At 60.6% G+C, this 21,903-nt stretch carries 18 protein-coding genes; 10 read left to right on the top strand and 8 right to left on the bottom strand.

Annotation, left to right across the window (positions count from 1 at the left end; genetic code table 11):
• Positions 1-180: 180 nt before the first annotated feature.
• The 4 genes from M5J06_RS04050 to M5J06_RS04035 are packed head-to-tail and all read right to left on the bottom strand — an operon-like array spanning position 181 to position 4,141.
• Entirely contained in the window at positions 181-552 is a 372-nt protein-coding gene (locus tag M5J06_RS04050; RefSeq protein WP_070521213.1) for a hypothetical protein, read from the bottom strand.
• Between the two features lie 47 nt (positions 553-599).
• Complete coding sequence (locus tag M5J06_RS04045) at positions 600-1,349, bottom strand: succinate dehydrogenase/fumarate reductase iron-sulfur subunit (RefSeq protein WP_070534020.1); 750 nt, start codon at positions 1,347-1,349, stop codon at positions 600-602.
• Positions 1,349-3,370, bottom strand: a complete 2,022-nt coding sequence (locus tag M5J06_RS04040; protein WP_250224029.1) for a fumarate reductase/succinate dehydrogenase flavoprotein subunit — start codon at positions 3,368-3,370, stop codon at positions 1,349-1,351. Before M5J06_RS04040 ends, M5J06_RS04045 begins: the two co-directional genes overlap by 1 nt.
• A 15-nt stretch (positions 3,371-3,385) precedes the next feature.
• Positions 3,386-4,141, bottom strand: a complete 756-nt coding sequence (locus tag M5J06_RS04035) for a succinate dehydrogenase cytochrome b subunit (RefSeq protein WP_070521222.1) — start codon at positions 4,139-4,141, stop codon at positions 3,386-3,388.
• 401 nt (positions 4,142-4,542) lie between these two features.
• Between M5J06_RS04035 and ramB the strand changes: the two genes are divergently transcribed.
• On the top strand, positions 4,543-5,949 hold the full coding sequence (gene ramB, locus M5J06_RS04030) for an acetate metabolism transcriptional regulator RamB (RefSeq protein WP_070708045.1): 1,407 nt from the start codon (positions 4,543-4,545) through the stop codon (positions 5,947-5,949).
• A 375-nt stretch (positions 5,950-6,324) separates the two neighbouring features.
• On the opposite strand, the gene lpdA is transcribed toward ramB, so the two are convergent.
• Positions 6,325-7,737: a dihydrolipoyl dehydrogenase gene (gene lpdA / locus M5J06_RS04025; RefSeq protein WP_250224028.1), complete on the bottom strand. Its 1,413-nt coding sequence runs from the start codon at positions 7,735-7,737 to the stop codon at positions 6,325-6,327.
• 644 nt (positions 7,738-8,381) lie between these two features.
• Here lpdA and M5J06_RS04020 point away from each other — a divergent pair.
• The 9 genes from M5J06_RS04020 to M5J06_RS03980 all read left to right on the top strand — a co-directional run bounded on the left by M5J06_RS04020 (position 8,382) and on the right by M5J06_RS03980 (position 19,206).
• Positions 8,382-9,818: an alpha/beta hydrolase gene (locus tag M5J06_RS04020; RefSeq protein ID WP_250224027.1), complete on the top strand. Its 1,437-nt coding sequence runs from the start codon at positions 8,382-8,384 to the stop codon at positions 9,816-9,818.
• A gap of 38 nt (positions 9,819-9,856) precedes the next feature.
• Complete coding sequence (locus M5J06_RS04015) at positions 9,857-10,933, top strand: alpha/beta hydrolase (protein WP_250224026.1); 1,077 nt, start codon at positions 9,857-9,859, stop codon at positions 10,931-10,933.
• 80 nt (positions 10,934-11,013) lie between these two features.
• Complete coding sequence (locus tag M5J06_RS04010) at positions 11,014-12,378, top strand: M1 family metallopeptidase (RefSeq protein ID WP_250224025.1); 1,365 nt, start codon at positions 11,014-11,016, stop codon at positions 12,376-12,378.
• Between the two features lie 27 nt (positions 12,379-12,405).
• Positions 12,406-13,410: a dTDP-glucose 4,6-dehydratase gene (gene rfbB, locus M5J06_RS04005; RefSeq protein ID WP_239248843.1), complete on the top strand. Its 1,005-nt coding sequence runs from the start codon at positions 12,406-12,408 to the stop codon at positions 13,408-13,410.
• Positions 13,411-13,416: 6 nt separating this feature from the next.
• Positions 13,417-14,781, top strand: a complete 1,365-nt coding sequence (locus M5J06_RS04000; RefSeq protein WP_250224024.1) for a sugar nucleotide-binding protein — start codon at positions 13,417-13,419, stop codon at positions 14,779-14,781.
• Positions 14,782-14,859: 78 nt separating this feature from the next.
• Complete coding sequence (locus M5J06_RS03995; RefSeq protein WP_154761896.1) at positions 14,860-16,293, top strand: ATP-binding protein; 1,434 nt, start codon at positions 14,860-14,862, stop codon at positions 16,291-16,293.
• Positions 16,294-16,417: 124 nt separating this feature from the next.
• Positions 16,418-17,284 (top strand): glucose-1-phosphate thymidylyltransferase RfbA, encoded by an 867-nt coding sequence (rfbA, locus tag M5J06_RS03990; protein WP_070534049.1) that lies wholly within the window; start codon positions 16,418-16,420, stop codon positions 17,282-17,284.
• A 176-nt stretch (positions 17,285-17,460) separates the two neighbouring features.
• Entirely contained in the window at positions 17,461-18,330 is an 870-nt protein-coding gene (locus tag M5J06_RS03985) for a DsbA family protein (RefSeq protein WP_141752601.1), read from the top strand.
• Positions 18,331-18,411: 81 nt separating this feature from the next.
• Complete coding sequence (locus M5J06_RS03980) at positions 18,412-19,206, top strand: cytochrome c biogenesis CcdA family protein (protein WP_250224023.1); 795 nt, start codon at positions 18,412-18,414, stop codon at positions 19,204-19,206.
• A gap of 28 nt (positions 19,207-19,234) precedes the next feature.
• On the opposite strand, the gene M5J06_RS03975 is transcribed toward M5J06_RS03980, so the two are convergent.
• From M5J06_RS03975 to M5J06_RS03965, 3 genes are all read right to left on the bottom strand, one after another.
• A complete protein-coding gene (locus tag M5J06_RS03975; RefSeq protein WP_070521255.1) occupies positions 19,235-19,870 on the bottom strand; it encodes an MBL fold metallo-hydrolase in 636 nt (211 codons plus the stop codon).
• Positions 19,871-21,022 (bottom strand): S-(hydroxymethyl)mycothiol dehydrogenase, encoded by a 1,152-nt coding sequence (locus tag M5J06_RS03970; RefSeq protein ID WP_144269131.1) that lies wholly within the window; start codon positions 21,020-21,022, stop codon positions 19,871-19,873.
• 63 nt (positions 21,023-21,085) lie between these two features.
• The gene (locus tag M5J06_RS03965) at positions 21,086-21,901 is read right to left on the bottom strand and encodes a GDSL-type esterase/lipase family protein (RefSeq protein WP_070563564.1); all 816 of its coding nucleotides are present in this window, start codon (positions 21,899-21,901) and stop codon (positions 21,086-21,088) included.
• Between the last annotated feature and the right edge of the window lie 2 nt (positions 21,902-21,903).

The following is a 21,903-nucleotide window of genomic DNA, read 5'->3' as shown; positions in this document are numbered from 1 at the left end:
ACCTAATCTGGTCTCGATACCGCCGCTAGGGGGCGTCGCCAAGCGCCCACTCCCCCTCTCCTCCCGCCCAGCACCCACACGCCAACAACCCCCACCTCCTCACATGGTCTCCCATGTGTTTGGAGGTGGGGGTTGTGGTGTCAGTACAGAAACTTAGGCGTTCAACGTCCTAGGAGGTGCCTAGTTGATGCGGCCGGTTTCCTTGCGGTACTGGCGGTAGTAGCGGCGGCCGAAGTGGACGGAGCCGACGGCCAGAACAGCAATGACAACGAGGGAGATAGCACCCACGATGATGTTCGGCTGATAGTCAGCACCAGCGGTGCCATCCGGGTAGAGCCACGTACCGAGGCCCCAGATGAGGATGCCGGCTGCCGGCAGGAGCGAGAGAATCAGGCCCATGCCCACCCAGGTGGAGGTACGCAGCAACGAAGAGTGCGGTGCACCGTAGGATACGGGCTCGTAGCCCTCGATGTAGGAGTCCTGGATCTTGCCGGAGAACTCCGGGTAGGTCTCGCTGTGGTGATCAGCTACTGCCGGGTTGAGGTCGCTCATGGCTGAAACTTTCTCTCGTTCCTGTTAATCCTGTGAATGACTATAGCTTAGTCGTCCTTGCCGCGGAAAGCAGCACGTGCACGTTCGCGGGTAACCGCAGAAACAGCGGTCAGCGGCACACCAGCCGGGCACACATCAGCGCACTCGCCGTAGAGCGAGCAGTGGCCGAAGTTCTGCTCCAGATCGTCCACCATGTTGCGTGCGCGGCGGCCACGCTCTTCCTTGCCCAGCGGCATGAGGGAGAGGTGAACCAGCTTGGCGCCGGTGAACAGGTGAGCAGCGCCGTTCGGGCAGGATGCCACGCAGGCACCGCAGCCGATGCAGGCAGCGTGATCCAGTGCGTACTCGGAGGTCTCGTGGTTGATGTGCAGGGTGTCAGCATCCGGAGCGGTACCCGCGTCCATGGATACGTAGCCGCCCTGCTCCATGACGTGGTCCAGCTTGGAGCGGTCCACGATCATGTCCTTGATGACCGGGTAGGCAGCGGAGCGGAAAGGCTCCAGCTTGATGGTGTCGCCGTCCTTGAACTGGAACAGGCGCTGCTGGCAGGCCGGGGTGTTCTGGCCCGGGCCGTGCGGGCGGCCGTTGACCAGAAGGCCACAGGTACCACAGATGCCCTCACGGCAGTCGGAAGCGAATGCGAACGGCTCCTTGCCGGCCTCGATGAGGCCGTCGTTGACGTGGTCGAGCAACTCCAAGATGGACATCTGCTCGGCGGCGTCGTCAACCTGCACGGTTTCGAACTTGCCTTCTTGCGTCGGTCCGGCTTGACGCCAGATCTCAAGTGTCAGTTTCATTACTTGTAGTTCCTTGTCATCAGCGGGATCGAATCAAAGTACAGCGGCTCGGCGTGGCGGATGAACTCGCCCTCAGTAGCGCCCGGCTCCCATGCGGAAACGAAGCACCAGTTCTCGTCATCACGCTCGGCCTCGCCATCCTCGGAGAGGTGGTCATCACGGAAGTGAGCACCACAGGACTCGTCGCGGTCGAGAGCGTCAATGCACATGAGCTCGCCCAGGTCGATGTAGTCAGCAACACGCAGACCGTACTCGAGAACCTGGTTCATGTCGTTGGCGTCGCCAGTGATGCGGACGTTAGCCCAGAATTCCTTGCGCAGTGCGCGAACCTTCTCGATGGCAACCTTGAGGTCCTCGACGTTACGGGACACGCCACAACCCCAGTAGAGGATGTCACCCAGCTGGCGGTGGTAGTACGCCGGGCCGTGCGGATCCTGACCCTGGATGGACATAAGGCGGTCGATGCGAGCCTGTGCGCGAGCAACAGTCTCGTTGGCCTCTGCCGAGTCCTCAGCCAGCTTGGCCTCACCCAGGTGGTGGGCCAGGTAGTTCGGGATGGTGAACGGCAGGGTGAACCAGCCATCAACGGAAGCGGACAGCAGGGAGTTAGCACCCAGGCGGTTCGCACCGTGGTAGGTCCAGGAGCACTCACCGGCGGCGAAGAGGCCGTCGATGGTGGTCATCTCATTGAAGTCCGTCCACAGGCCACCCATGGTGAAGTGGCAGGTCGGAGCGATACGCATCGGGGTCTCATAAGCGGACTCACCAATAGCCTCTTCGTACATTTCGATGAGGTTGGAGTAGCGCTCGCGGATCTTGGCCTTGCCCAGGCGCTCGATGGCGTCGCGGAAGTCCAGGTACACGGAGTTGTGCAGCGGACCAACGCCCAGACCCTTGTTGATCTGCTGGGAGATGGCGCGGGAAGCCACGTCACGCGGGACGAGGTTACCGAAGGCCGGGTAGCGGCGCTCCAGGAAGTAGTCGCGCTCCTCTTCCGGAATCTCGTTGGCAGGACGGTCATCCTTCTCCTTGATCGGAGACCAGATGCGACCATCGTTACGCAGCGACTCGGACATGAGGATGGTCTTGGACTGCCACTCGGAGTTCACCGGCAGGCCAGTCGGGTGGAACTGGATGAATGCCGGGGAAGCCAGGTAAGCACCGTTCTCGTACGCACGCATCATGGCGCCGGCGTTCGAGTTCTTGGCCAGCGTGGACATGTGGTAAACGTTGCCGTAACCGCCGGTACCGAGGATGACTGCGTGGCCGGTGAAGGCCTTGAGCTCGCCGGTGATGAGGTTGCGGGTCACGATGCCGCCGGCGCGCTTCTTGCCACCGTCGGTGTAGGTGATGATGTCCTGCAGGTCGTGGTGAGCGAAGAGCTCCACGTTGCCCAGGCCAATCTGGCGGTAGAGCGCAGACGTGGTGGACAGCTGCAGCTGCTGACCTGTTTGGCCACGGGTGTAGTAGGTACGGGAGACCTGCACGCCACCGAAGGAACGGGTAGCCAAGGTGCCGCCGTACTCGCGAGCGAACGGAGCGCCGATGGCGTTCATGTGGTCGATGACGCGGATGGACTCATAGGCCAAGCGCCAGCAATCGGACTCGCGGCAGCGGTAGTCACCACCCTTAACGGTGTCCTTGGTGTGGCGGTAAGCGGAGTCGTTATCCACCTTCTTGTGGCGGGAGGAGTTCACACCACCCTGCGCAGCAATGGAGTGCGCACGGCGCGGAGAATCGTGGTAGGTGAAGACCTTGACCTTGTAGCCCAGCTCACCGAGGGCAGCGGCGGCGGAACCAGCAGACAGGCCGGTACCGACAACGATGATCTCGAACTTGCGGCGGTTCAGCGGGGAGACGAGCTCCATGTGGTCCTTCTGGTAGCTCCACATGTCCTTCATCGGGACGCCGTGCGGCTCGTGGGACTCCAGGATGCGGCCCGGCTTAACGCCCGGGACGATGGACTGCGGGTGCGAGAAGTCAGGGTGCTCGCGCTTGAGTTCAGTGTTCGCGTTAGTCATGGGTTCAAAACTCCTTTAGCTGACCCAGCCCAGGGCGACGGACAACGGCATAACAATGTTTGCCAGGCACACGACGGCCGGGACGATGTACGCCAGGACAACAAAAACCTCGCGCCACTTTGCACCGGTGATGCCCAGGTCAGAAGCCGCAAGGCGGATACCGTGGGTCAGGTGCAGGAAGAGGCAGAGCATGGCGACGATGTAGACGATGGTCACCGGCCAGCGCGAGAAGGTTGCGATCATGTTGGCCTTAACGGCACCGTGAGCAAAAGCTTCTGCTGCAACCGGCTGGACACCAATCGTCAGGTCCAGAAGGTGGAAGATGATGAACAGGAGAAGCACGACGCCAGTAACCAGCATGCTCTTGGTGGCAAAGGAATCCATGCCGCCCATCAGGTTCGTGCGCTTGAACTTGCCGCGGGATGCCTTCGAGCGAGCAGTCAAAGCAAAAGCGCCGTAAATGTGAGCGATTACGCAGGCCAGCAGGACGATGCGAATGATCCACAGTGCGTGACCGCTCGGGATCAGTGGCTCACCAAGATTACGCAGGTAAGCGCCGTAGGCATCGAGAGCTTCCTGGCCGTCGTGAGCCGGCAAGTAAAGCTTCAGGTTGCCGGCCATGTGTCCCACAACGAAGAGCGCGAAGAACAGACCGGTAATTGCCATCGTCAGTTTCAAAGCCCAGGACGGAATTCCTGGCTTAGGACGAATCGTTTCATTAGTAATACGGCCGTGAGCGAGGGCTTCACGGTCAGGATTTTTTACAGACATGACACCTCCATTGTCGCCCTTACCTTACGCAGACCTTTGCGCTGACCACTAGTTATATCTTTGCTTTGCATACCCCCTCCCCCTCCTATGGTCCCCGTATTTAAACGAGTTAAGGCAAGGATCACCTTAGGCGCCACACCTCTTTGACCGCTCTACCTTGATCACTTCCTTTTACGCAATATTGAGCTTGCGAAAACATTTCACGGATGAGACTTTTGTCACAGGGTGTGGCCCGAGTGACGACCCTACCCCTTTAGGTGTCAAACTTTCGCTTGGTATACACCCCTATCGCCCGCTCGGCACCCCGCCAGCACCCCCACTTCGCAGCGGAGTTAAAATACTTCACACATTCCTTGCAAAACAATTGTTATGACCGAAAGGCACTAGGTAACCTAGCTCACATGAGCAAGACATACGTGGGTTCGCGCCTGCGCCAGCTGCGCCGCGAACGTGATCTCAGCCAAGCTACTCTCGCCGCTACGCTGGGGCTTTCAGCTAGCTACGTCAATCAGATTGAGCACGACGTGCGCCCCCTTACCGTCCCGGTCTTGCTGAAAATCACTGAAGCCTTTGGTGTGGATGCCACGTTCTTCTCCCGTGATGATGATTCACGCCTGCTTGCGGAAATCCAGGATGTCGTCCAAGACCAGGAAATCTGCCCCTCCCCCGTGGAGCTTCAGGAATTGTCCGAATTGGTCTACAACCACCCCACCGTTGCCCGCACGCTCGTGGATATCCACCGCCGCTACCGCAATATTCGTGACAAGCTCTCGCTCGCCACCGATACCCGCCGCTCGGACGGGAACCAGGCGCTGTCCATGCCTCACGACGAGGTGCGGGACTTCTTTTATGCCCGGCAGAACTATCTCGACGAGTTGGATATCCACGCAGAGGAAACTGCCGCGGAGCTCAACGTTATCCCTTTCCACATTCGCGACATTGAACAGGCGCTTAATGAGCGGCTCACCTCCAAACACGGCGTAGATATTCTCACGACCGATCGCATGGATGGCACCCTGCATCGCTTCGACAAGGAGAGCGGCACCCTTCGCCTTGCCAGCCGCCTGAGCGTGGGCCAGCGCGCCTTCCGTATGGCGGCAGAGTTGGGTTTCCTCGAGGCGGGCGCGCTAATCGACGCCCTCGTGGACGAAGAACCCTTCACCTCGGACGCCTCCATCAACCTGGCCAAGCGTGGAATTGCCAACTACTACGCCGCCGCCACACTGCTCCCCTACAGCCTCATCCATAGTGAGGCCGAGCAATCCGGGTATGACGTGGAGTACCTCTGCAACGTCTTTGGTGTGGGCTACGAGACAATTGCCTCGCGCCTCTCCACGCTGCAGCGCCCCAACAAGCGCGGAATCCCCTTTACTTTCGTGAGGGTTGATCGCGCCGGCAACATGTCCAAGCGCCAATCGGCCACGGGCGTACACTTTTCCAATTCCGGCGGAACGTGCCCGCTATGGAACGTATATGAGTCCTTCGCCCGCCCCAACACCATCTCGCGTCAGCTGGCGCAGATGCCGGACGGCCGCAACTACCTCTGGATTTCACGGACGGTGAGCTACCCCCAGGGCCGCTTCGGCGATACCAATAAGCTCTTCTCCATCGGCCTAGGCTGCGAAGCGCGCCACGCCAGCCGCACGGTCTATGCCCAAGGTCTCAACCTCGACGCCCTGTCTGCCGCAACCCCCATCGGCGCCGGCTGCCGCACTTGCCCTCGCCAGAATTGCGCTCAACGCGCCTTCCCGGCCATTAATGAAGAGCTGGTGGTCGACGCCCACCGTTCCGCCGTCGCACCGTATTAATCGGGAGCAATAACCAGGCAGTTTTCCGCTCTGGCCCCTACGTTTACCCCTATACCACCCTTTATATATTGCCAATAAAAAGCATTGTCATGGTTTTGGCTAGAAAAATTCATGGATTTTCCAGGGTTTGCTTGCTTATGGTGGAAATTGAACGATATCCCCTATCGAAAGGATTACCATCATGAGCAGCTTCGCTGGAAACTTCCTGGGCCAGATTCAGGGCCTTCTTGTATCCATCGTCAACGCACCGTTCGTTCTGTCCTCCAAGCTCTTCAGCTAAAGGAAGTAGCGCCACGGCACTAAACCAACGCTCCCCCTCAATCCCTTTGCCGGGATTGAGGGGGAGCGTTCTTGTTTTGGCTTCTCGTCTTGGCCTTAGAGGTTAATCATGTGGCCGCCGATACCCTCGGCAGCTTCCTTCATAGCCTCAGACAGCGTCGGGTGAGTATGAATGTTGCGTCCGATTTCCTCAGCGGTGAGGTCGAAGCGCTGCGCCAGGGTCAGCTCCGGCAGCAGCTCGGAAACGTTGGAGCCCACCATGTGGCCGCCGATGAGCTCACCGAATTCGCCGTCAGCAATAAGCTTGACGAAGCCCGCGGTCTCATTCAGGCCGGCCGCCTTGCCGTTAGCGGAGAATGGGAAGGTAGCGACCTTAATGTCGCGGTCAGCGAACTTCTCACGAGCCTGCTCCTCGGTGTAGCCGAAGGAGGCAACCTGCGGGTTGCAGAAGGTGGCGCGTGGCATATTCATGTAGTCACCCAGCAGCTGGGTCTCAGCGCCAGCGATGACCTCAGCGGCCACGACACCCTGTGCCTCAGCCACGTGTGCGAGCTGCAGCTTCGCGGTGACGTCGCCAATGGCGTAGATGCCCTCAACGTTGGTGCGCATGTAGTCATCGATGGCGATGGCGCCGCGCTCGGTGAGCTCAACGCCGGTGTTCTCCAGGCCGAAGCCCTCGGTACGCGGGGCGAAGCCAATGGAGACCATGCAGCGATCCACGGTCAGCGTATCGGTCTTGGAGCCGTCCTTGGACTCAACCTCAACGGTGACATTGTCGCCGTTGTCCTTGATGGCGGTGGTCTTGTAGCCGGTCAGGAGCTTCACGCCGAGCTTCTTGTATTCCTTGGCGATGGCCTTGGAGACATCCTTATCCTCGTTCGGCAGGACGCGGTCCATGAACTCCACGATGGTCACGTCCACGCCGTAGTTGGCCAGAACGTAAGCAAACTCCATGCCGATGGCGCCTGCGCCAACGATCACCATGGAATCCGGAGCCTCATCGTTGAGGATCTGCTCCTCGAAGGACACGATGTTGCCGCCGATTTCCACGCCCGGAAGGGAACGAACGACGGAGCCGGTGGCGATAATGCAGTTATCAAAGGTAACGGTCTTACCCTTGTCATCACCCTCAGTAATCTCGATGGTCTTGGCGTCCTTGAAGGAGCCCAAGCCATTGATCTCCGTAATCTTGTTCTTCTTCATCAGGTAGTGCACACCCTTGACAATGCCCTCCGACACCTTGCGGGAGCGCTTGTGTGCAACTCCGAAGTCGAAGGAAACATCGCCGGAAATACCGAAGGCCTTAGCCTCATGGTTGAAGGTATGTGCAACCTCAGCATTCTTAAGAAGAGCCTTGGAGGGGATGCAGCCCACGTTGAGGCAGACACCGCCCCAGTACTGCTTCTCAATAACGGCAACCTTCTTGCCCAGCTGGGCAGCGCGGATGGCGGACACGTAGCCGCCGGGGCCCGCGCCGAGTACTACAACGTCAAAATGTTCATTAGTCACGTTCTACAGGATACGTAACTTTAGGCTCGCTGTCCCACCACCCCCGCCCTGCACCCGCTGGACAGCGCATAGCAGTCAGGATGCTTTCAACACCTTCGGGCAAAAATAAACCCTTAACCCCCAAGAAGGGGATTAAGGGAAAGAAAACGAGGGCACAGCCCTCAACAAATTATTTAGAACAGGCCCCAGTCCAAGGCAGCCTTCGAGGAGGTGGAGGAGCCGGAGTGAGCGATCTGGCCCAGCACCTGGTTGATGGAGACGAGGATGGTGTCAAAAAAGTTCATTCTTCTTCTTTCTGTTGTTCTAGCGGCGCGTACGGCTTCATGCGGCGCCCTCCAGCGAGGCCACGGCGATGCAGGACGGTCGCCGCCAAAAGCGGTCACGGTACCTAGCCCCACTAACGAAGGAGACGGCCGTTGCGTTACATAGCCCACGAATAGGCGCGGAAAGATTATGACACGGTTTTCACTTCAATACCACCATTCACTTTTATAACTTGGTATGTTTAGTCTGACTGCCCTTATCTTCGGGGGTGCTGAATTACCCATCTATCAGCGCTTTTACCCATGTCAAGGGTGGTTTGTCCGGAGCATCTTTTAAACTTGCCCCTACACTTCCGCTCATCATCAAGAAAGCGAGATTCCATGAAGATTGCGCGCTCTCTCACGACGCTTGCGGCGGCCTCCGCCTTAGCCCTCGGCGCCGTCGTTTCCCCTATCGCCAGCGCATCCGACGTTAAACCGGATCAAATCAGCGGTGAGGCTACACCGTCCGATATTTCCGAGCTCGACCTTTACACCGAACTCGAGGAGTACCTGCCCAAGGATGAGGCCGGCAACCCATCGCCGTCCCGCGAACAGTATGAGGCTTCCTTCGACAAGCAGGTCACCTTTAAGAACGTCGACATCAAGAAAATCCCGGACAACAAAAAATGGATGGGCTACGTCTTCAAGTACTGGGATTACCGCCACAAGGTCAAGACCATCAAGGCCACCGCTCCTGCAATGGATAACCGCGACGTCCCCCTCGCAGTGATCACCCCGGACGGCACCTTTGATGCTTCCCGCCCTACCCTCTACTTGCTCAACGGTGCCGGCGGCGCCGAGCAGGGCATGGACTGGATTGTCTCCACCGTGGCTAAGGATCTTGATCCGAAGACGCCGAAGGTTCAGGACCTCGTTCACTACTACGCCAACCGCAACGTCAACGTTGTCATTCCGCAGGCGGGCGCTTTCTCCTATTACACCGACTGGCTGACCACCCCGGACCGCAGCTACCTCAAGGGCCCGCAGAAGTGGGAGACCTTCCTAACCAAGGAGCTTCCTGGCCCGCTGGAGAAGCACATTAACGGCAACGGCAAGCGCGGCATCGCCGGCATGTCCATGTCCGCCACCTCCTCGCTGGTGCTGGCCCAGCACAACCCGAACTTCTACGATGCCATCGGCTCCTACTCCGGTTGCGCTGCTACCTCGACGCCACTGCCGAACTTCTACACGCAGCTCACGGTGAACCGCGGTGGCGGAAGCACCGAACAGATGTGGGGCCCGATGGGCGGTGACTACAACCGCTACAACGATGGCCTCATCAACGCCACGAAGAACAACATGGGCAACTCCAAGGTCTACGTTTCCGCCAACTCCGGTTTGGCTGGGGCAACTGACTTGGGCTCGTCCAAGATTGATGCCTTGGGCTCGTCCCAGGCCTTCAAGTCCTCCTCCACCCTCGTGGTTGAGGGTGGCGTCATCGAAGCAGCCATGAACGCCTGCACCCATGACCTGAAGGCAAAGATGGAGCGCGAGGGCGTCGACGCGGTCTTTAACCTGCGCAACACCGGTACCCACTCCTGGCCGGGCTGGTTGGATGACGTCAACTCCTCCTGGCCTACCTACGCACGCGCCTTTGGCCTTCCCGTTGATCCAGCCGAGCCGGTAGCGACTGCGTATTCAGCAGATGCGGATTCGGACGCTAACGAAAAGGCCGCCGATGCCGATAGTCAGGATGCGAAAAAGGCGGAGGCGGAAGCAGACACCGAAGGCCTCGCTGATTCCCTGCCAGAAGATCCTGCGGTAACCGAGCAGTAAGCTCTTTTCGCCGTACCAATTGTTGAATAAGGAACGTAATGAAGCGTCTTAGCTCTCTCCTCGCCGCCGGCGCGCTCAGCGCAGCCGCGCTGGTCAGCCCCGTCGCAGGTGCTGCCACCACCCCGCAGCAGGTTGCGGGTGACACTGCCCTATCCACCATCTCGGACCTGCAGGTCACCCCGGAGGTGGAGAGCCAGAAGTGGTATGACCACTACAAGGATGACGCCCGCGTTCTGAAGCTGGAAGCTACGTCGCCGGCGATGAACGGCCGCGCCATTCCGCTGGCTGTCATCCCGGCCAAGAACCCGGACCGCCCGACGGTCTACCTGCTCAACGGCGCTGGTTCCGCCGAGCAGGATTCCGACTGGCTGTACATGTCCGATGTCGTGGATTTCTACGCGGACAAGGACGTCAACGTCGTGGTTCCACAGGCAGGTGCCTTCTCCTACTACACCGACTGGCTGGAAGAGCCCAACGGCAAGTACCTCAAGGGCCCGCAGAAGTGGGAGACCTTCCTGACCAAGGAGCTTCCTGGCCCGCTGGAGGAGCGTCTGAACGCAAGCAATAAGCGCGCCATCGCCGGCATGTCCATGTCCGCGACGTCCTCGCTGCTGCTTGCCCAGCACAATCAGGGCTTCTATGACGCGGTCGGTTCCTTCGCCGGTTGTGCCGCAACCGCCTACCCCACCGAGTATGAGTTCCTGCGCCTCACCGTCAACCGCGGTGGCGGCCAGCCGGAGCAGATGTGGGGCCCGATGGGCTCTGCCTACAACCGCTACAACGACGCCCTGATGAACTCCGAGAAGCTGCGCGGCACCAAGCTGTACATCTCCTCTGCATCGGGCTTCGCGGGTGAGCAGGATACGCCGTCTTATTACATCAACAAGGGATACAACCCGGCGGCTGCTTATCTGGGCTCGGCGCAGCTGCAGGTAGAAGGCGGCGTCATCGAGGCGGCCGTGAACCACTGCACCCACATGCTCAAGGCAAAGCTGGATCAGCAGAACATTCCGGCAACCTACAACTTCCGCAATGTGGGTACGCACTCCTGGCCGGGCTGGCGCGAGGACTTGGTGAAGTCCTGGCCTACCTTTGAGGAAGCCTTCAACTCCTAAACAGCAAGCCGCGCACGTCACACCGTGCGCGCTCCCCTGGCTTCGGACAAGCCGGACAAGGGCGGTAGGATAGCGGCATTATGAAGCTGCTTTCCACCGCCCTTTCGCATATCTCAGCCGCTCGCGACCGCGCCGCACTCACTCGAGATAGCTACACGGGGGTGGATTTCAACCTCGGCTTCGAGGCCACCCACTATGACTTGGATCTGACCTACCGCGTGGAGCCCAACCTGCTCCAGGGTGAAGCCGTGCTCCATATTCGTGCGCTGGAGGACCTAGACAAGCTCACCCTCGACCTCGGCGGCGCCATGGTGGCTCGCCGCATCACGGCGAAGCACGCGCCGCGCGTGGCCAAATTCCGCCTATCCGGCGGAAAGCTGCGCCTAAACTTTGCCGACGTAATCGCGGAAGGCCAAGAGTTTGAGCTTTGCATTCGGTATGGCGGAGCACCCCGCCCGCTGCGCACGCCGTGGGGTGACATCGGGTGGGAAGAAACAGAGTCAGGCTCGCTAGTGGCCAGCCAGCCCAACGGCGCGCCCAGCTGGTTCCCCTGTGATGACACCCCGTCCGCGAAGGCCACCTACGATATTCGCATCACCGCGGACGATCCTTTCGTTGTCATCTCCAACGGCAAGCTGGTCTCCCGCCGCCGCGCGGGCGGATCCATGACGCGCTGGCACTACCGCGTCAAGCACCCCATGGCCACCTATCTGGCCACGGTCCAGGTCGGCGAATACATCGACATTCCCCTCGGCCCCAATGTCCGCGCGTGGGCACCGGCCCGCCTCAAGCAGGTGGTGCTCGAGGAATTTGCCCAGCAGCAGGAGATGGTGGATTTTTACTCTGAGCTCTTTGGCCACTACCCCTTCGCCGACTACCAGGTAGTCATCACCGACGATGAGCTGGAAATCCCCCTCGAAGCCCAGGGCCTGTCTATCTTCGGTTCCAACCACGTCAAGGGCGATCACGTCTTCGAGCGGCTCATCGCGCACGAGCTCTCCCACCAGTGGTTCGGCAACTCCGTGGGTCTTTCGGAGTGGAAGGATATCTGGCTCAACGAAGGTTTCGCCTGCTACTGCGAGTGGCTGTGGTTCGAGCATGCGCATGGCCGCCCAGCACATGAATCGGCGCGCTCGCACTATCAGGTGCTGGCCCGCAAGAAGCAGGACATCGTGCTCAGTGATCCTGGTACGCGCGATATGTTTGATGACCGCGTCTACAAGCGCGGCGCTCTGACCGTCCACGCGCTGCGCTGCCTCGTAGGCGATGAGGCCTTCTTTGCCACGGTGCGGGACTACCTCACCGCAGCGCAGCACTCGGTCGTGACCCCGGAGGACCTCATCAGCCGCATGCGCAAGGTTGCTGAGAACCCGGGTGACGTCGACAAGCTCGTGGCACAGTGGCTGGATCAACCGGCGCTGCCTCATTTCCCCACAGTCGCCTAAACAGGGCATGCTCTAAACTGGGAGACCATGCGCAGACTGCTTGTTACCGGCGGCGCCGGCTTTATTGGTGCAAACTTCGTGCGGCTCGTGGCCCAGCAGCGCCCGGAGGTGGAAATCACCGTCCTGGATAAGCTCACCTACGCGGGCAACCGCGCCAACCTCGACGGCGTGGACGCCGAGCTCGTGGTGGGAGACGTAGCGGATGAGGGGGTCGTCGACAAGCTCGTAGCGCACGCCGATACCGTGGTGCACTTCGCGGCGGAATCCCACAATGACAACTCCCTGCGGGATCCTTCACCCTTCCTCCACACCAACATCATGGGTACCTTCGTGCTGCTGGAGGCCTGCCGCCGCCACGATGTGCGCCTCCATCATATCTCCACCGATGAGGTTTTCGGGGACCTGGAGATTGGCGCCGATACCTACTTCACCGAGGAGACTCCCTATAACCCGTCTTCGCCCTATTCGGCCTCGAAGGCCGGTTCGGATCACCTGGTGCGCGCGTGGGTGCGCAGTTTTGGGCTGCGGGCAACCATTTCGAATTGCTCCAATAATTACGGCCCCTACCAGCACATTGAGAAGTTCATTCCGCGGCAGATCACCAACCTGCTTCTAGGCCAGCCTGCGAAGCTTTATGGCACGGGCGAGCAAGTGCGGGATTGGATTCACGTGGATGACCACAATGAGGCGGTGCTCGCCATCCTGGACCGCGGGCGCCTTGGGGAGACCTATAACATCGGCGCCGACCAGGAGGATACGAATAACCGCCAGGTCATCGAGATGATCTGTGAGCTCATGGGGGCGACGGATAATGGTCGGGCGCGTTTCGAGCACGTGGCGGACCGCCCGGGCCATGACCAGCGCTACGCCATGGATGCCAGCAAGCTGCGCCGCGAGCTGGGCTGGGCCCCGCGCTACACGGATCTGCGGGAGGGCCTGGCCGCCACCATTGAGTGGTACCGCACCCACGAGGAGTGGTGGCGCGCGGGCAAGGAAGAAGTCGAAGCCAACTATGCGAAGCAAGGACAATAAATAGCCATGAAGGTGCAGTCAACGGCCATCGAAGGCCTGCTCATTGTGGAGCTCGACGTCCACGGGGATAACCGCGGCTGGTTCAAGGAGAACTGGCAGCGCGAGAAGATGGTGGCGGCCGGCTTGCCAGACTTCCAACCGGTGCAAAACAACGTTTCCTTCAATGCGGAGAAGGGTGTCACGCGTGGGCTGCACGCGGAGCCCTGGGACAAGCTGGTCTCCGTGGCCTCCGGCCGGGCCTTCGGCGCGTGGTGCGATCTGCGTGAGGGCTCTGCCACCTTCGGGCAGCTGGTGACTCACGAGCTACGCGAGGACGTGGCGGTCTTCGTGCCGCGCGGCGTGGCGAACGGTTTCCAGGCGCTGGAGGCCTGCGCCTACTCCTACCTGGTCAATGACCACTGGTCCCCGGATGCGGAATACACCTGCGTCAACCTGGACATGGTGGACTGGCCGCTGGAGCCGACGGAGATCTCCGACAAGGACAAGGGGCACCCCGCGCTTGCCGACGTCTCCCCCATGCCCCCTCGCCGCATCCTGGTCACCGGCGCCAACGGGCAGCTGGGCCGCGCCCTACAGAAATTCCTGCCTTCTGCTAGCTTGGGCGCGGTGGAGTTCTGTGGGCACGAGGATTTCGATATCACCAACCCTCCTGCCCGCCCGTGGAAGCAGTACTCCGCCATCATCAACTGCGCGGCATACAACGATGTCAACGGTGCGGAGGACGATCGCGCCGCGGCCTGGGCGGTCAACGCTTCCGCCCCGGCGAAGCTCGCGCGTATTGCGGCGGAGAATAACCTGACCTTGGTGCACGTGTCCAGCGACTACATCTTCGACGGTTCTAACGAGGTCCACTCCGAGCAGGAGATGCCTTCCCCGCTGTCGGCCTACGGGGCGTCGAAAGCCGCGGGCGATACCGCCGCGCAGACCGCCCCGCACCACTATGTCATCCGCACCTCGTGGGTCTTTGGCGATGGCACCAACTTCATGTCCACGATGCGCTCGCTGGCGAATAAGGGGGTCAAGCCCTCCGTCATCCATGATCAGCGCGGGCGCCCCACCTTTGCCGAGGACCTGGCCAAGGGCATCATCCACCTGCTCAAGACCGAAGCTGAGTACGGCGTCTACAACATCTCCAACTCCGGTGATGTGGTGGGCCGCGATGAGATTGCCATGGCCGTCTTCACCGGCGTGGGCCAGGACCCTGCGGATGTCACGCCGGTGAGCACCGAGCAGTACCGCGAGATCGCCGGGCCCGAGGCTCCCCGCCCGAAGGAGTCCACCTTCGATCTGTCCAAGATTGAAGCCACCGGCTTTAAACCTATGAATTGGCGGGCCGCTTTGGCACTCTACCTGGGGCTTTACCCAGCATAACACTCAACATAACACTTAACTTCCCACGTGTTATGTTATGTGTTATGTTGAGCGGTATGTAGAGAGAAAGGCCTGCTCATGACCCCTTCTGAGCTTGATGAGTTAATTGCACAGCTGCGAGTTATCGGCAGCGATAAGCAATCCGTAGAGGTAAAATCATCCGTCAGCAAGGAAGTGCTCTCCACACTCAGCGCGTTTGCAAATGGGGACGGCGGGACGCTCATCATCGGCCTTTCAGAGCAGGACGGCTTCACCCCAGTTAAGAAGTTCTCTGCCTCCACCGCCCAAGACCAATTGGAGACTCGCTGCCAACAGCTCATCCCGCCGGTCCGCCCGCAAATCGACATCATCGAATTTGAAAGCAGCAACATACTCGTCGCAGAGATCGACGAGCTTCCCGCGCGCGATAAGCCCTGCTATGTGGCCGAAAGGGGGCTGCACAAAGGGAGCTATATTCGCACCGGCGATGGTGATACGCGCCTGTCCCAGTACGAAGTAAATCGACTCGTCGAAGAGCACACGCAACCGACCTGGGATGAAGATGCCATCCCAGATGCCACGCTGGAGGACATCGAGGGTGCCGCTCTTGACGGCTTCCTCCAAGTGCAGAAAGAGCGCCGCCCCAAGACCTTTGCGAATGGACAGGACACAGCCCTCAAGCGCCTGCGAGTCCTCAAGGACGGCCACCCTACGCTGGCCTCACTCCTTGTCATGGGAGACTACCCACAGGAATTCTTCCCTCGATTAACGGTCACCTTCGCCCTGTTCCCCGGAACGTCGAAAGGTGATGTCACCACGGGCGTTCGCCTCCTCGACAGCGCTACCCTTCACGGCACGATTCCAGAGCTCGTGAGCGAAGGCATCGACATCGTAAAGAAGAACATGCGCACCGCCGGCTTTATCGGCGATAAATCCCGGACCGCACTTCCGGATTATCCACTGGTCGCTGTTCGTGAAGCACTAGTCAATGCGCTCATGCACCGTGACTACTCCCCGACTGCTCGCGGCAGTCAGGTGCAAATCAACATGTTCGTCGATCGCTTGGAAATCACCAATCCGGGAGGCCTATATGGCGGGGTTACGCTCCGAAATCTTGGAGAAGCTGGCGTCAGCTCTACCCGCAATCAACGCCTTGCCACGTTCCTAGAGGACATTCCCCTACCGGAAGGCGGCGTCGCCGCAGAGAACCGCGGCACGGGCATCGCCACCATTCATCAGGCCTTAGCTGATGCACTCATGCCCAAACCGGAAATTATCAACCGGCTCGACAGCTTTACCATCATCTTCCACCGCCGCAGGGTAGCCACCCAGGAACGCTATGGCACCGCACGTGACCATGTGGAACACCTGCTCCACGGCAGCCCGTCCGTATCGACAACCGAATTAGTTGAGGCTACAAAGCTCAGCCGGACAGCGGTCCAGAAAGCACTGAATGAGCTCATCCGCGATAACATCGCCGAAAAGACTGAACCCGGACGCAGCCCTAAGCAGCGCTACAGGCTGCGCAAATAGAGCATAACACTCAACATAACACTTAACTTCCCACATGTTATGTTATGTGGGAAGTTAAGTGTTATGCTCGCCAGCCCGCGCCGCCGCACCCCAGCGCGAGACCCCTCCGATAAGCTTAAAGCCTATGAAGGGCATCATTCTCGCAGGAGGTTCTGGGACCCGCCTCTACCCCATCACCAAGGGCATCTCGAAGCAGCTCATGCCCATCTATGACAAGCCGATGGTCTACTATCCCCTGACCACCCTGATCCAGGCCGGCATACGCGAGATCCTCATCATCACCACCCCAGAAGACCAGGCCGCCTTCCAACGCCTGCTTGGCGATGGCTCCCAGCTCGGCCTCATGCTGCACTATGCGGTGCAGCCGCGCCCCGAAGGCTTGGCCCAGGCCTTCCTCATCGCCGAAGACTTCATCGCCGAGGATGACGTGGCCCTTGTCCTGGGTGACAACATCTTTGACGGCCACGGCTTCTCCACCGCGCTGAACGAATGCCACCGCCCAGACGGCGGCATCATCTTTGCCTACGAGGTCTCCGATCCGCAGCGCTATGGCGTTGTGGACTTTGACTCCGCAGGCCAGGCTCTATCCATCGAGGAAAAGCCCGCCGCGCCCAAGTCCAACCACGCTGTGGTCGGCTTGTACTTCTATGACAATTCCGTGGTGGAGATTGCCAAGTCCATCACGCCCAGCGCGCGCGGGGAACTAGAGATCACCGCTGTCAACGAGGAGTACCTGCGCCGCGGGCGGCTACGCGTCAAGCGCATGCAGCGCGGTGATGTCTGGCTGGATACCGGCACGGTGGACTCCATGAGTGAGGCTTCGGCCTACGTCGAGGTGATGCAGAAGCGTACCGGCACCGTCATTGGTTCGCCGGAGGTCGCAGCCTTTGCGGAAGGCTTCATCGATGCCGCGGCACTCACGGAGCTGGCAGAGCCCCTCCTGAAGTCCGGCTATGGCCGTTATCTTCTCGCCGCTGCCCAAGAGGGCTGAGACCGAGGTACATATCGATCAAATAAGGGCCGAAAACCAACGGAATCTGAGGCCTTATTTGATCGATCCGTACGTGCTTAAGCCTCCCCGCCTAGTTTCAGGACGTCCTTAAGCATCCCCGCCCTGTATCAGGAGCCGCCTCACCCAAACGGGCCTAAACGCGTTAAGGTAATCGCATGCCTAGTTCATCCTCTCGCCCCACCAGTGATTCGAAGAAATCAGCGCTATCCACCATCAGCCCCGTGGCGTGGGGATTGTTGGTGATCGTTGTTATTTTGGCCGTCATCATTGGCTTCCTGCTTGCAGAGCGCACTTCTTCCGGCGATGAAAGCACTCCCGCAGCGCAGGAGACCGCAACGAGCACGGCGACAGCCGAAGACCTGGCGAAAGATGCCGCCAAGGCCACGCCCGGCACGAAGTTCTCCGATGGGAAGGGTGACCCGATGATGTTCGGGCCCGGCGGTGATACCAAGAGCGGCGATATCACGGTGGTGCACCGCAAAAAGGAGAACGATCCTTTCGCCGTGGGTGCGGTGGATGCGCCCGTAGTGATTTCGGAGTTCTCCGATTTCGAGTGCCCGTTCTGCTCCCGCCACGCCAATGTCACCGAGCCGGATATCCTTAAGAAGTACGTGGAAAAGGGCCTGGTGCGCATCGAGTGGAATGACTACCCCGTGAACGGCCCCGCCGCCATTGAGGCCGCCAAGGCTGGGCGCGCGGCCGCGGCGCAGGGTAAGTTCCAGGAGTTCAAGCACGAGCTCTATGCCGCCAGCAAGGATATCGACGGCCACCCGGAATTCGGCATCGAGGACTTCATGAAGTTTGCCAAGAAAGCGGGCGTTGCGGACCTGGATAAGTTCCGGAAGCAAGCCACGGATGATACCTACACTGAGGTCGTTGAAACGGCCACCCGCTATGCCTCCCAGATCGGTATCACGGGCACCCCGGCCTTCGTGGTGGGAGATCAGTTCGTTGGTGGCGCGCAGCCGCCCGAGGCTTTTGAACAGATCATCCAAGAGCAGCTGGGAAAGGCGGCCAATGCCTAAACCACCGTTGATCGTGTGGGTCTTCATCGCGCTGGTTATCTTGACCGCCTTATTGGGCGGTTATGCAGTGGGGGTGAGCCTGTGAGCATCGGAATCTTTGGCGCCGTCATCGCCGGCGTGCTGACCTTGATCAGCCCCTGTTCAGCGCTGTTGGTGCCAGCCTTCTTTGCCTATGCCTTCGATTCGCAGCGCCAGCTGCTGTTCAAGACTTTGGTCTTCTTTTTGGGTCTGTGTACCACGCTCGTGCCCATCGGCATGGGCTTGGCCGCGGTGCTGGCGCAGTATCGTAGCCAAGTCATCACGGTGGCAGGCTGGATCATCATTGCGCTGGGAATCTTTACCGCCCTAGGTGGTGGTTTCCGCATCCCCGGCATGGATGCCCTGTCCGGCAAAGCACGGGGCAAGGTGTTTCTGCTCGGCGCGGTTTATGGCTTCGCCGGCTTTTGCGCGGGCCCGCTTTTGGGCGCTGTCCTCACCACGGCCGCTGCGTCGGGAAGCGCGCTCTACGGCGGGCTCATCATGGTGGCCTATGCCGCGGGCATGGCCGCACCGCTCTTTGTGCTGGCCGCGCTGTGGGAGCGCCTCGATGTGGGTTCGTGGTCGTGGCTTCGCGGACGCGAAGTCACTCTGGGCCCCGTGCGCACTAATACCCTCTCCCTCGTATCGGGCGCATTCTTCGTGCTCATCGGCGTGCTGTTTATCTTGAGCTACGGCAGTGCAGCACTACCCGCAGTCTTAAGCACGGATGCGCAGTTCGCGGTGCAAGAAAAAGCCCGCGCCTTCAGCGCGGGCGTGGCGGATGCGTGGGTCTGGTTCGGACTTTCACTCGCCGCCACGGTGGTGGCAGGAGTAAAGGCCGCCCGCACGCCGGCCTAGAGCTAAGCTCTAGGCCAAGGTTTAAGAGTTAGTAGCCGCGCGCGACGTACTCATCGATGCGCGCTGCCTCAGCACCAATAGTGGTCTCATCGCCGTGGCCCGGCAGGACGCGGGTCTCCGGCGGGAGGTTCAGCACGCGATTGCGCAGGGACTCGATGATGACATCGAAGTCGGAGTACTTGCGGCCGGTGGCGCCGGGCCCGCCGTTGAAGAGAGTATCGCCCGAAAGAAGCGTGGCCTCATCCGCGATGTAGAGCACCACGCATCCCGGCGAGTGGCCCGGCGTGTGGAAGACCACGAAGTCGCTATCGCCCACGGTAAAGAGCTGGTTATCCTCCAGCGGCACAAAGGTGGCGTCCTCGTGCGTTTCCTCCCACAGGGGGCGGTCATCCGGGTGCAAGTAGATGGACACATCGAAGTGCTCAGCCACCTGGGGAGCGAGCTCGCAGTGGTCGTTGTGCGCGTGGGTGAGAATAACTCCCTTGACCGTGCGCTGGCCCACCTCTTCGATGACGCGCTCCGCGTCGTGGGAAGGATCGATGATGTAGCACTCGGCGTCGCTAGTCGCGCTACCTGCGGCCAGGATGTAGACGTTATTGTCCACGTCCCACTCGCCGCCGTCGAGGCGGAACTTTCCTGAAGTTACAAACTGTTCAATGATCATTTACAGCTCCACTACGGATCGAAGTACCTTGCCGGCCTTCATGGTAGCGAAGGCCTCTTCCACGTCGTCGAGACCAATGCGCTCGGTCACGAAATCCTTGAGCGGGAAGCGGCCCTGCAAGGAGAGGTCGACGTACATGGGGAAGTCACGCTCCGGCAGGCAGTCGCCATACCAGGAGGACTTGAGTGAACCGCCGCGGCCGAAGAAGTCGATGGCCGGGACGTCGAAGCGGCTGGTGAGGTTCGGCACGCCCACCATGACCATGCGGCCGGCCAGGTCGCGGGAGTAAAAGGCCTGGCGGGTGGTAACGGGAATGCCCACAGCGTCAATGGCCACGTCGGTGCCGAAGCCCTCGGTGAGCTCGCGGACGGCCTCAATGACCTCTTCTTCAGACTTGTCCTTCGCCGCAACGGTGTGGGTAGCGCCGAATTTCTTAGCCAGCTCCAGCTTGTCCGGGTCCAGGTCCACGGCGATGACCTTGGAAGCACCAGCCAACGCCGCACCGGCGATGGCCGCCATGCCCACGCCACCGCAGCCGAAGACCGCGACGGACTCGCCGCGCTTGACGTCCGCGGTATTCACCGCAGCGCCCAAACCGGCCATCACGCCACAGCCCAGCAGGCCCGCAGCGGCCGGATCCGCCTCCGGGTTGACCTTGGTGCACTGGCCTTCGTGGACCAGGGTCTTCTCGGCGAAGGAGCCGATGCCGAGCGCCGGAGTGAGCTCAGTGCCGGCATCCTTATCCCCGTCCGCGAGCGTCATCTTCGCGGAGGCGTTGTGGGTGTTGAAGCAGTACTTCGGCTCGCCCTTCTTGCAGGCGCGGCACTCGCCGCACACCGCGCGCCAATTCAGGACCACGAAGTCCCCGACCTCGACGTGGGTAACGGCATCGCCCACGCGCTCGACGACGCCCGCCGCCTCGTGCCCGAGCAGGAAGGGGAAGGCATCCTCGATATCGCCATCGCGGTAAGCCAGGTCGGTGTGGCAGACACCGCAGGCCTGAATCTTGACCACGACATCGTGCTCGCCCGGGGCGGGCACGACGATGTTGACGGTCTCGACGGGCTCGCCCTTCGCGCGCGCAATCACACCGCGGACAACCTCCGCACCTTGCTGGGAGTCGTTTTCATTTACGTTTTCATTAACAGTCATGCTCGCGAGGGTACGCGAAAGGCCCGGGCGGCGTCGCCCGGGCCCAACAAGATTCAAATCCCTCTAGAAGCTAGCGAGGTGGTTGGCCACAAACTCGTGACCGCGAGCATTAATGTGCAGCGGCAGGTTGCCCGGCCCCGCGGAGAAGTCCACCAGACCCGCCCACAGGCGCTTGTCGGCGTCGGCACACATACCGCGATCCCAGGTCATCGGCTTCATGTCCACAAACTCAACTCCGGTAGCACGCGCCAGGTCCACCTGCATCCACTGCGCGACGTTTTCATAGCGCTGCACCATCGGCAGGGCCGTGGCGTCGGCCGGCTTCGGGCCAAAGTGGAGGAGGCAGTAGCGGTCGCCCGAGCCGATGGTCGGGTAGCCCACAATCTGAATGCGGGCGTTGGGGGCCGCCGCGCGGATCTTGTGGATCAGCGGCGCGTTGGCACCGACCCAGCGGGCGCGCAGGTCACCGTCGGAAAGCCCGGCGTTGTTGTACGTGTCGTTGAAACCGCTAGAGAAGAGCACGCGCTGCGTATCCCCGCTGAGCGCGCCGCGGCGAATAGCATCGTCGATCTGCGCGTTCACCTGCGGCCCCTGGGACATGGACACAGCACCAGAGCAGGAGAAATCCGCCACCGGCATACCCAGCTTGGCAGCGGTGCGCTTGGCGTAGTTATTGCCAGACGGGCAGTTCAGGCTCGGATTGCGCTGAGAAGAGCCCACCCGCGAGGCAAGGTAGGTATCAAGTTGCGGATCCGCCAGCACGGAATCACCAAAAGCGACGAGGTTTCGCTCGCCGGCAACTGCCTGCGGAGCTTGGGACAGGCCTACCGCCACGAGGAGGGAGGCGCAGAGAGCAGCGATGCGCTGAGTAGACTTCACGT

It is taken from the genome of Corynebacterium intestinale (assembly GCF_023574125.1).
Lineage (GTDB): Bacteria > Actinomycetota > Actinomycetes > Mycobacteriales > Mycobacteriaceae > Corynebacterium > Corynebacterium hesseae.
Note: the sequence above shows the minus strand (reverse complement) of the source record. Positions and strands in the feature narration are given on the sequence as shown.

Bases quoted from the DNA above. Each gene is read 5' to 3' on its own strand.
- M5J06_RS04050 (WP_070521213.1), bottom strand. From the start codon at position 552: ATGAGCGACCTCAACCCGGCAGTAGCTGATCACCACAGCGAGACCTAC.
- M5J06_RS04045 (WP_070534020.1), bottom strand. From the start codon at position 1,349: ATGAAACTGACACTTGAGATCTGGCGTCAAGCCGGACCGACGCAAGAA.
- M5J06_RS04040 (WP_250224029.1), bottom strand. From the start codon at position 3,370: ATGACTAACGCGAACACTGAACTCAAGCGCGAGCACCCTGACTTCTCG.
- M5J06_RS04035 (WP_070521222.1), bottom strand. From the start codon at position 4,141: ATGTCTGTAAAAAATCCTGACCGTGAAGCCCTCGCTCACGGCCGTATT.
- ramB (WP_070708045.1), top strand. From the start codon at position 4,543: ATGAGCAAGACATACGTGGGTTCGCGCCTGCGCCAGCTGCGCCGCGAA.
- M5J06_RS04020 (WP_250224027.1), top strand. From the start codon at position 8,382: ATGAAGATTGCGCGCTCTCTCACGACGCTTGCGGCGGCCTCCGCCTTA.
- M5J06_RS04015 (WP_250224026.1), top strand. From the start codon at position 9,857: ATGAAGCGTCTTAGCTCTCTCCTCGCCGCCGGCGCGCTCAGCGCAGCC.
- M5J06_RS04010 (WP_250224025.1), top strand. From the start codon at position 11,014: ATGAAGCTGCTTTCCACCGCCCTTTCGCATATCTCAGCCGCTCGCGAC.
- rfbB (WP_239248843.1), top strand. From the start codon at position 12,406: ATGCGCAGACTGCTTGTTACCGGCGGCGCCGGCTTTATTGGTGCAAAC.
- M5J06_RS04000 (WP_250224024.1), top strand. From the start codon at position 13,417: ATGAAGGTGCAGTCAACGGCCATCGAAGGCCTGCTCATTGTGGAGCTC.
- M5J06_RS03995 (WP_154761896.1), top strand. From the start codon at position 14,860: ATGACCCCTTCTGAGCTTGATGAGTTAATTGCACAGCTGCGAGTTATC.
- rfbA (WP_070534049.1), top strand. From the start codon at position 16,418: ATGAAGGGCATCATTCTCGCAGGAGGTTCTGGGACCCGCCTCTACCCC.
- M5J06_RS03985 (WP_141752601.1), top strand. From the start codon at position 17,461: ATGCCTAGTTCATCCTCTCGCCCCACCAGTGATTCGAAGAAATCAGCG.
- M5J06_RS03975 (WP_070521255.1), bottom strand. From the start codon at position 19,870: ATGATCATTGAACAGTTTGTAACTTCAGGAAAGTTCCGCCTCGACGGC.
- M5J06_RS03970 (WP_144269131.1), bottom strand. From the start codon at position 21,022: ATGACTGTTAATGAAAACGTAAATGAAAACGACTCCCAGCAAGGTGCG.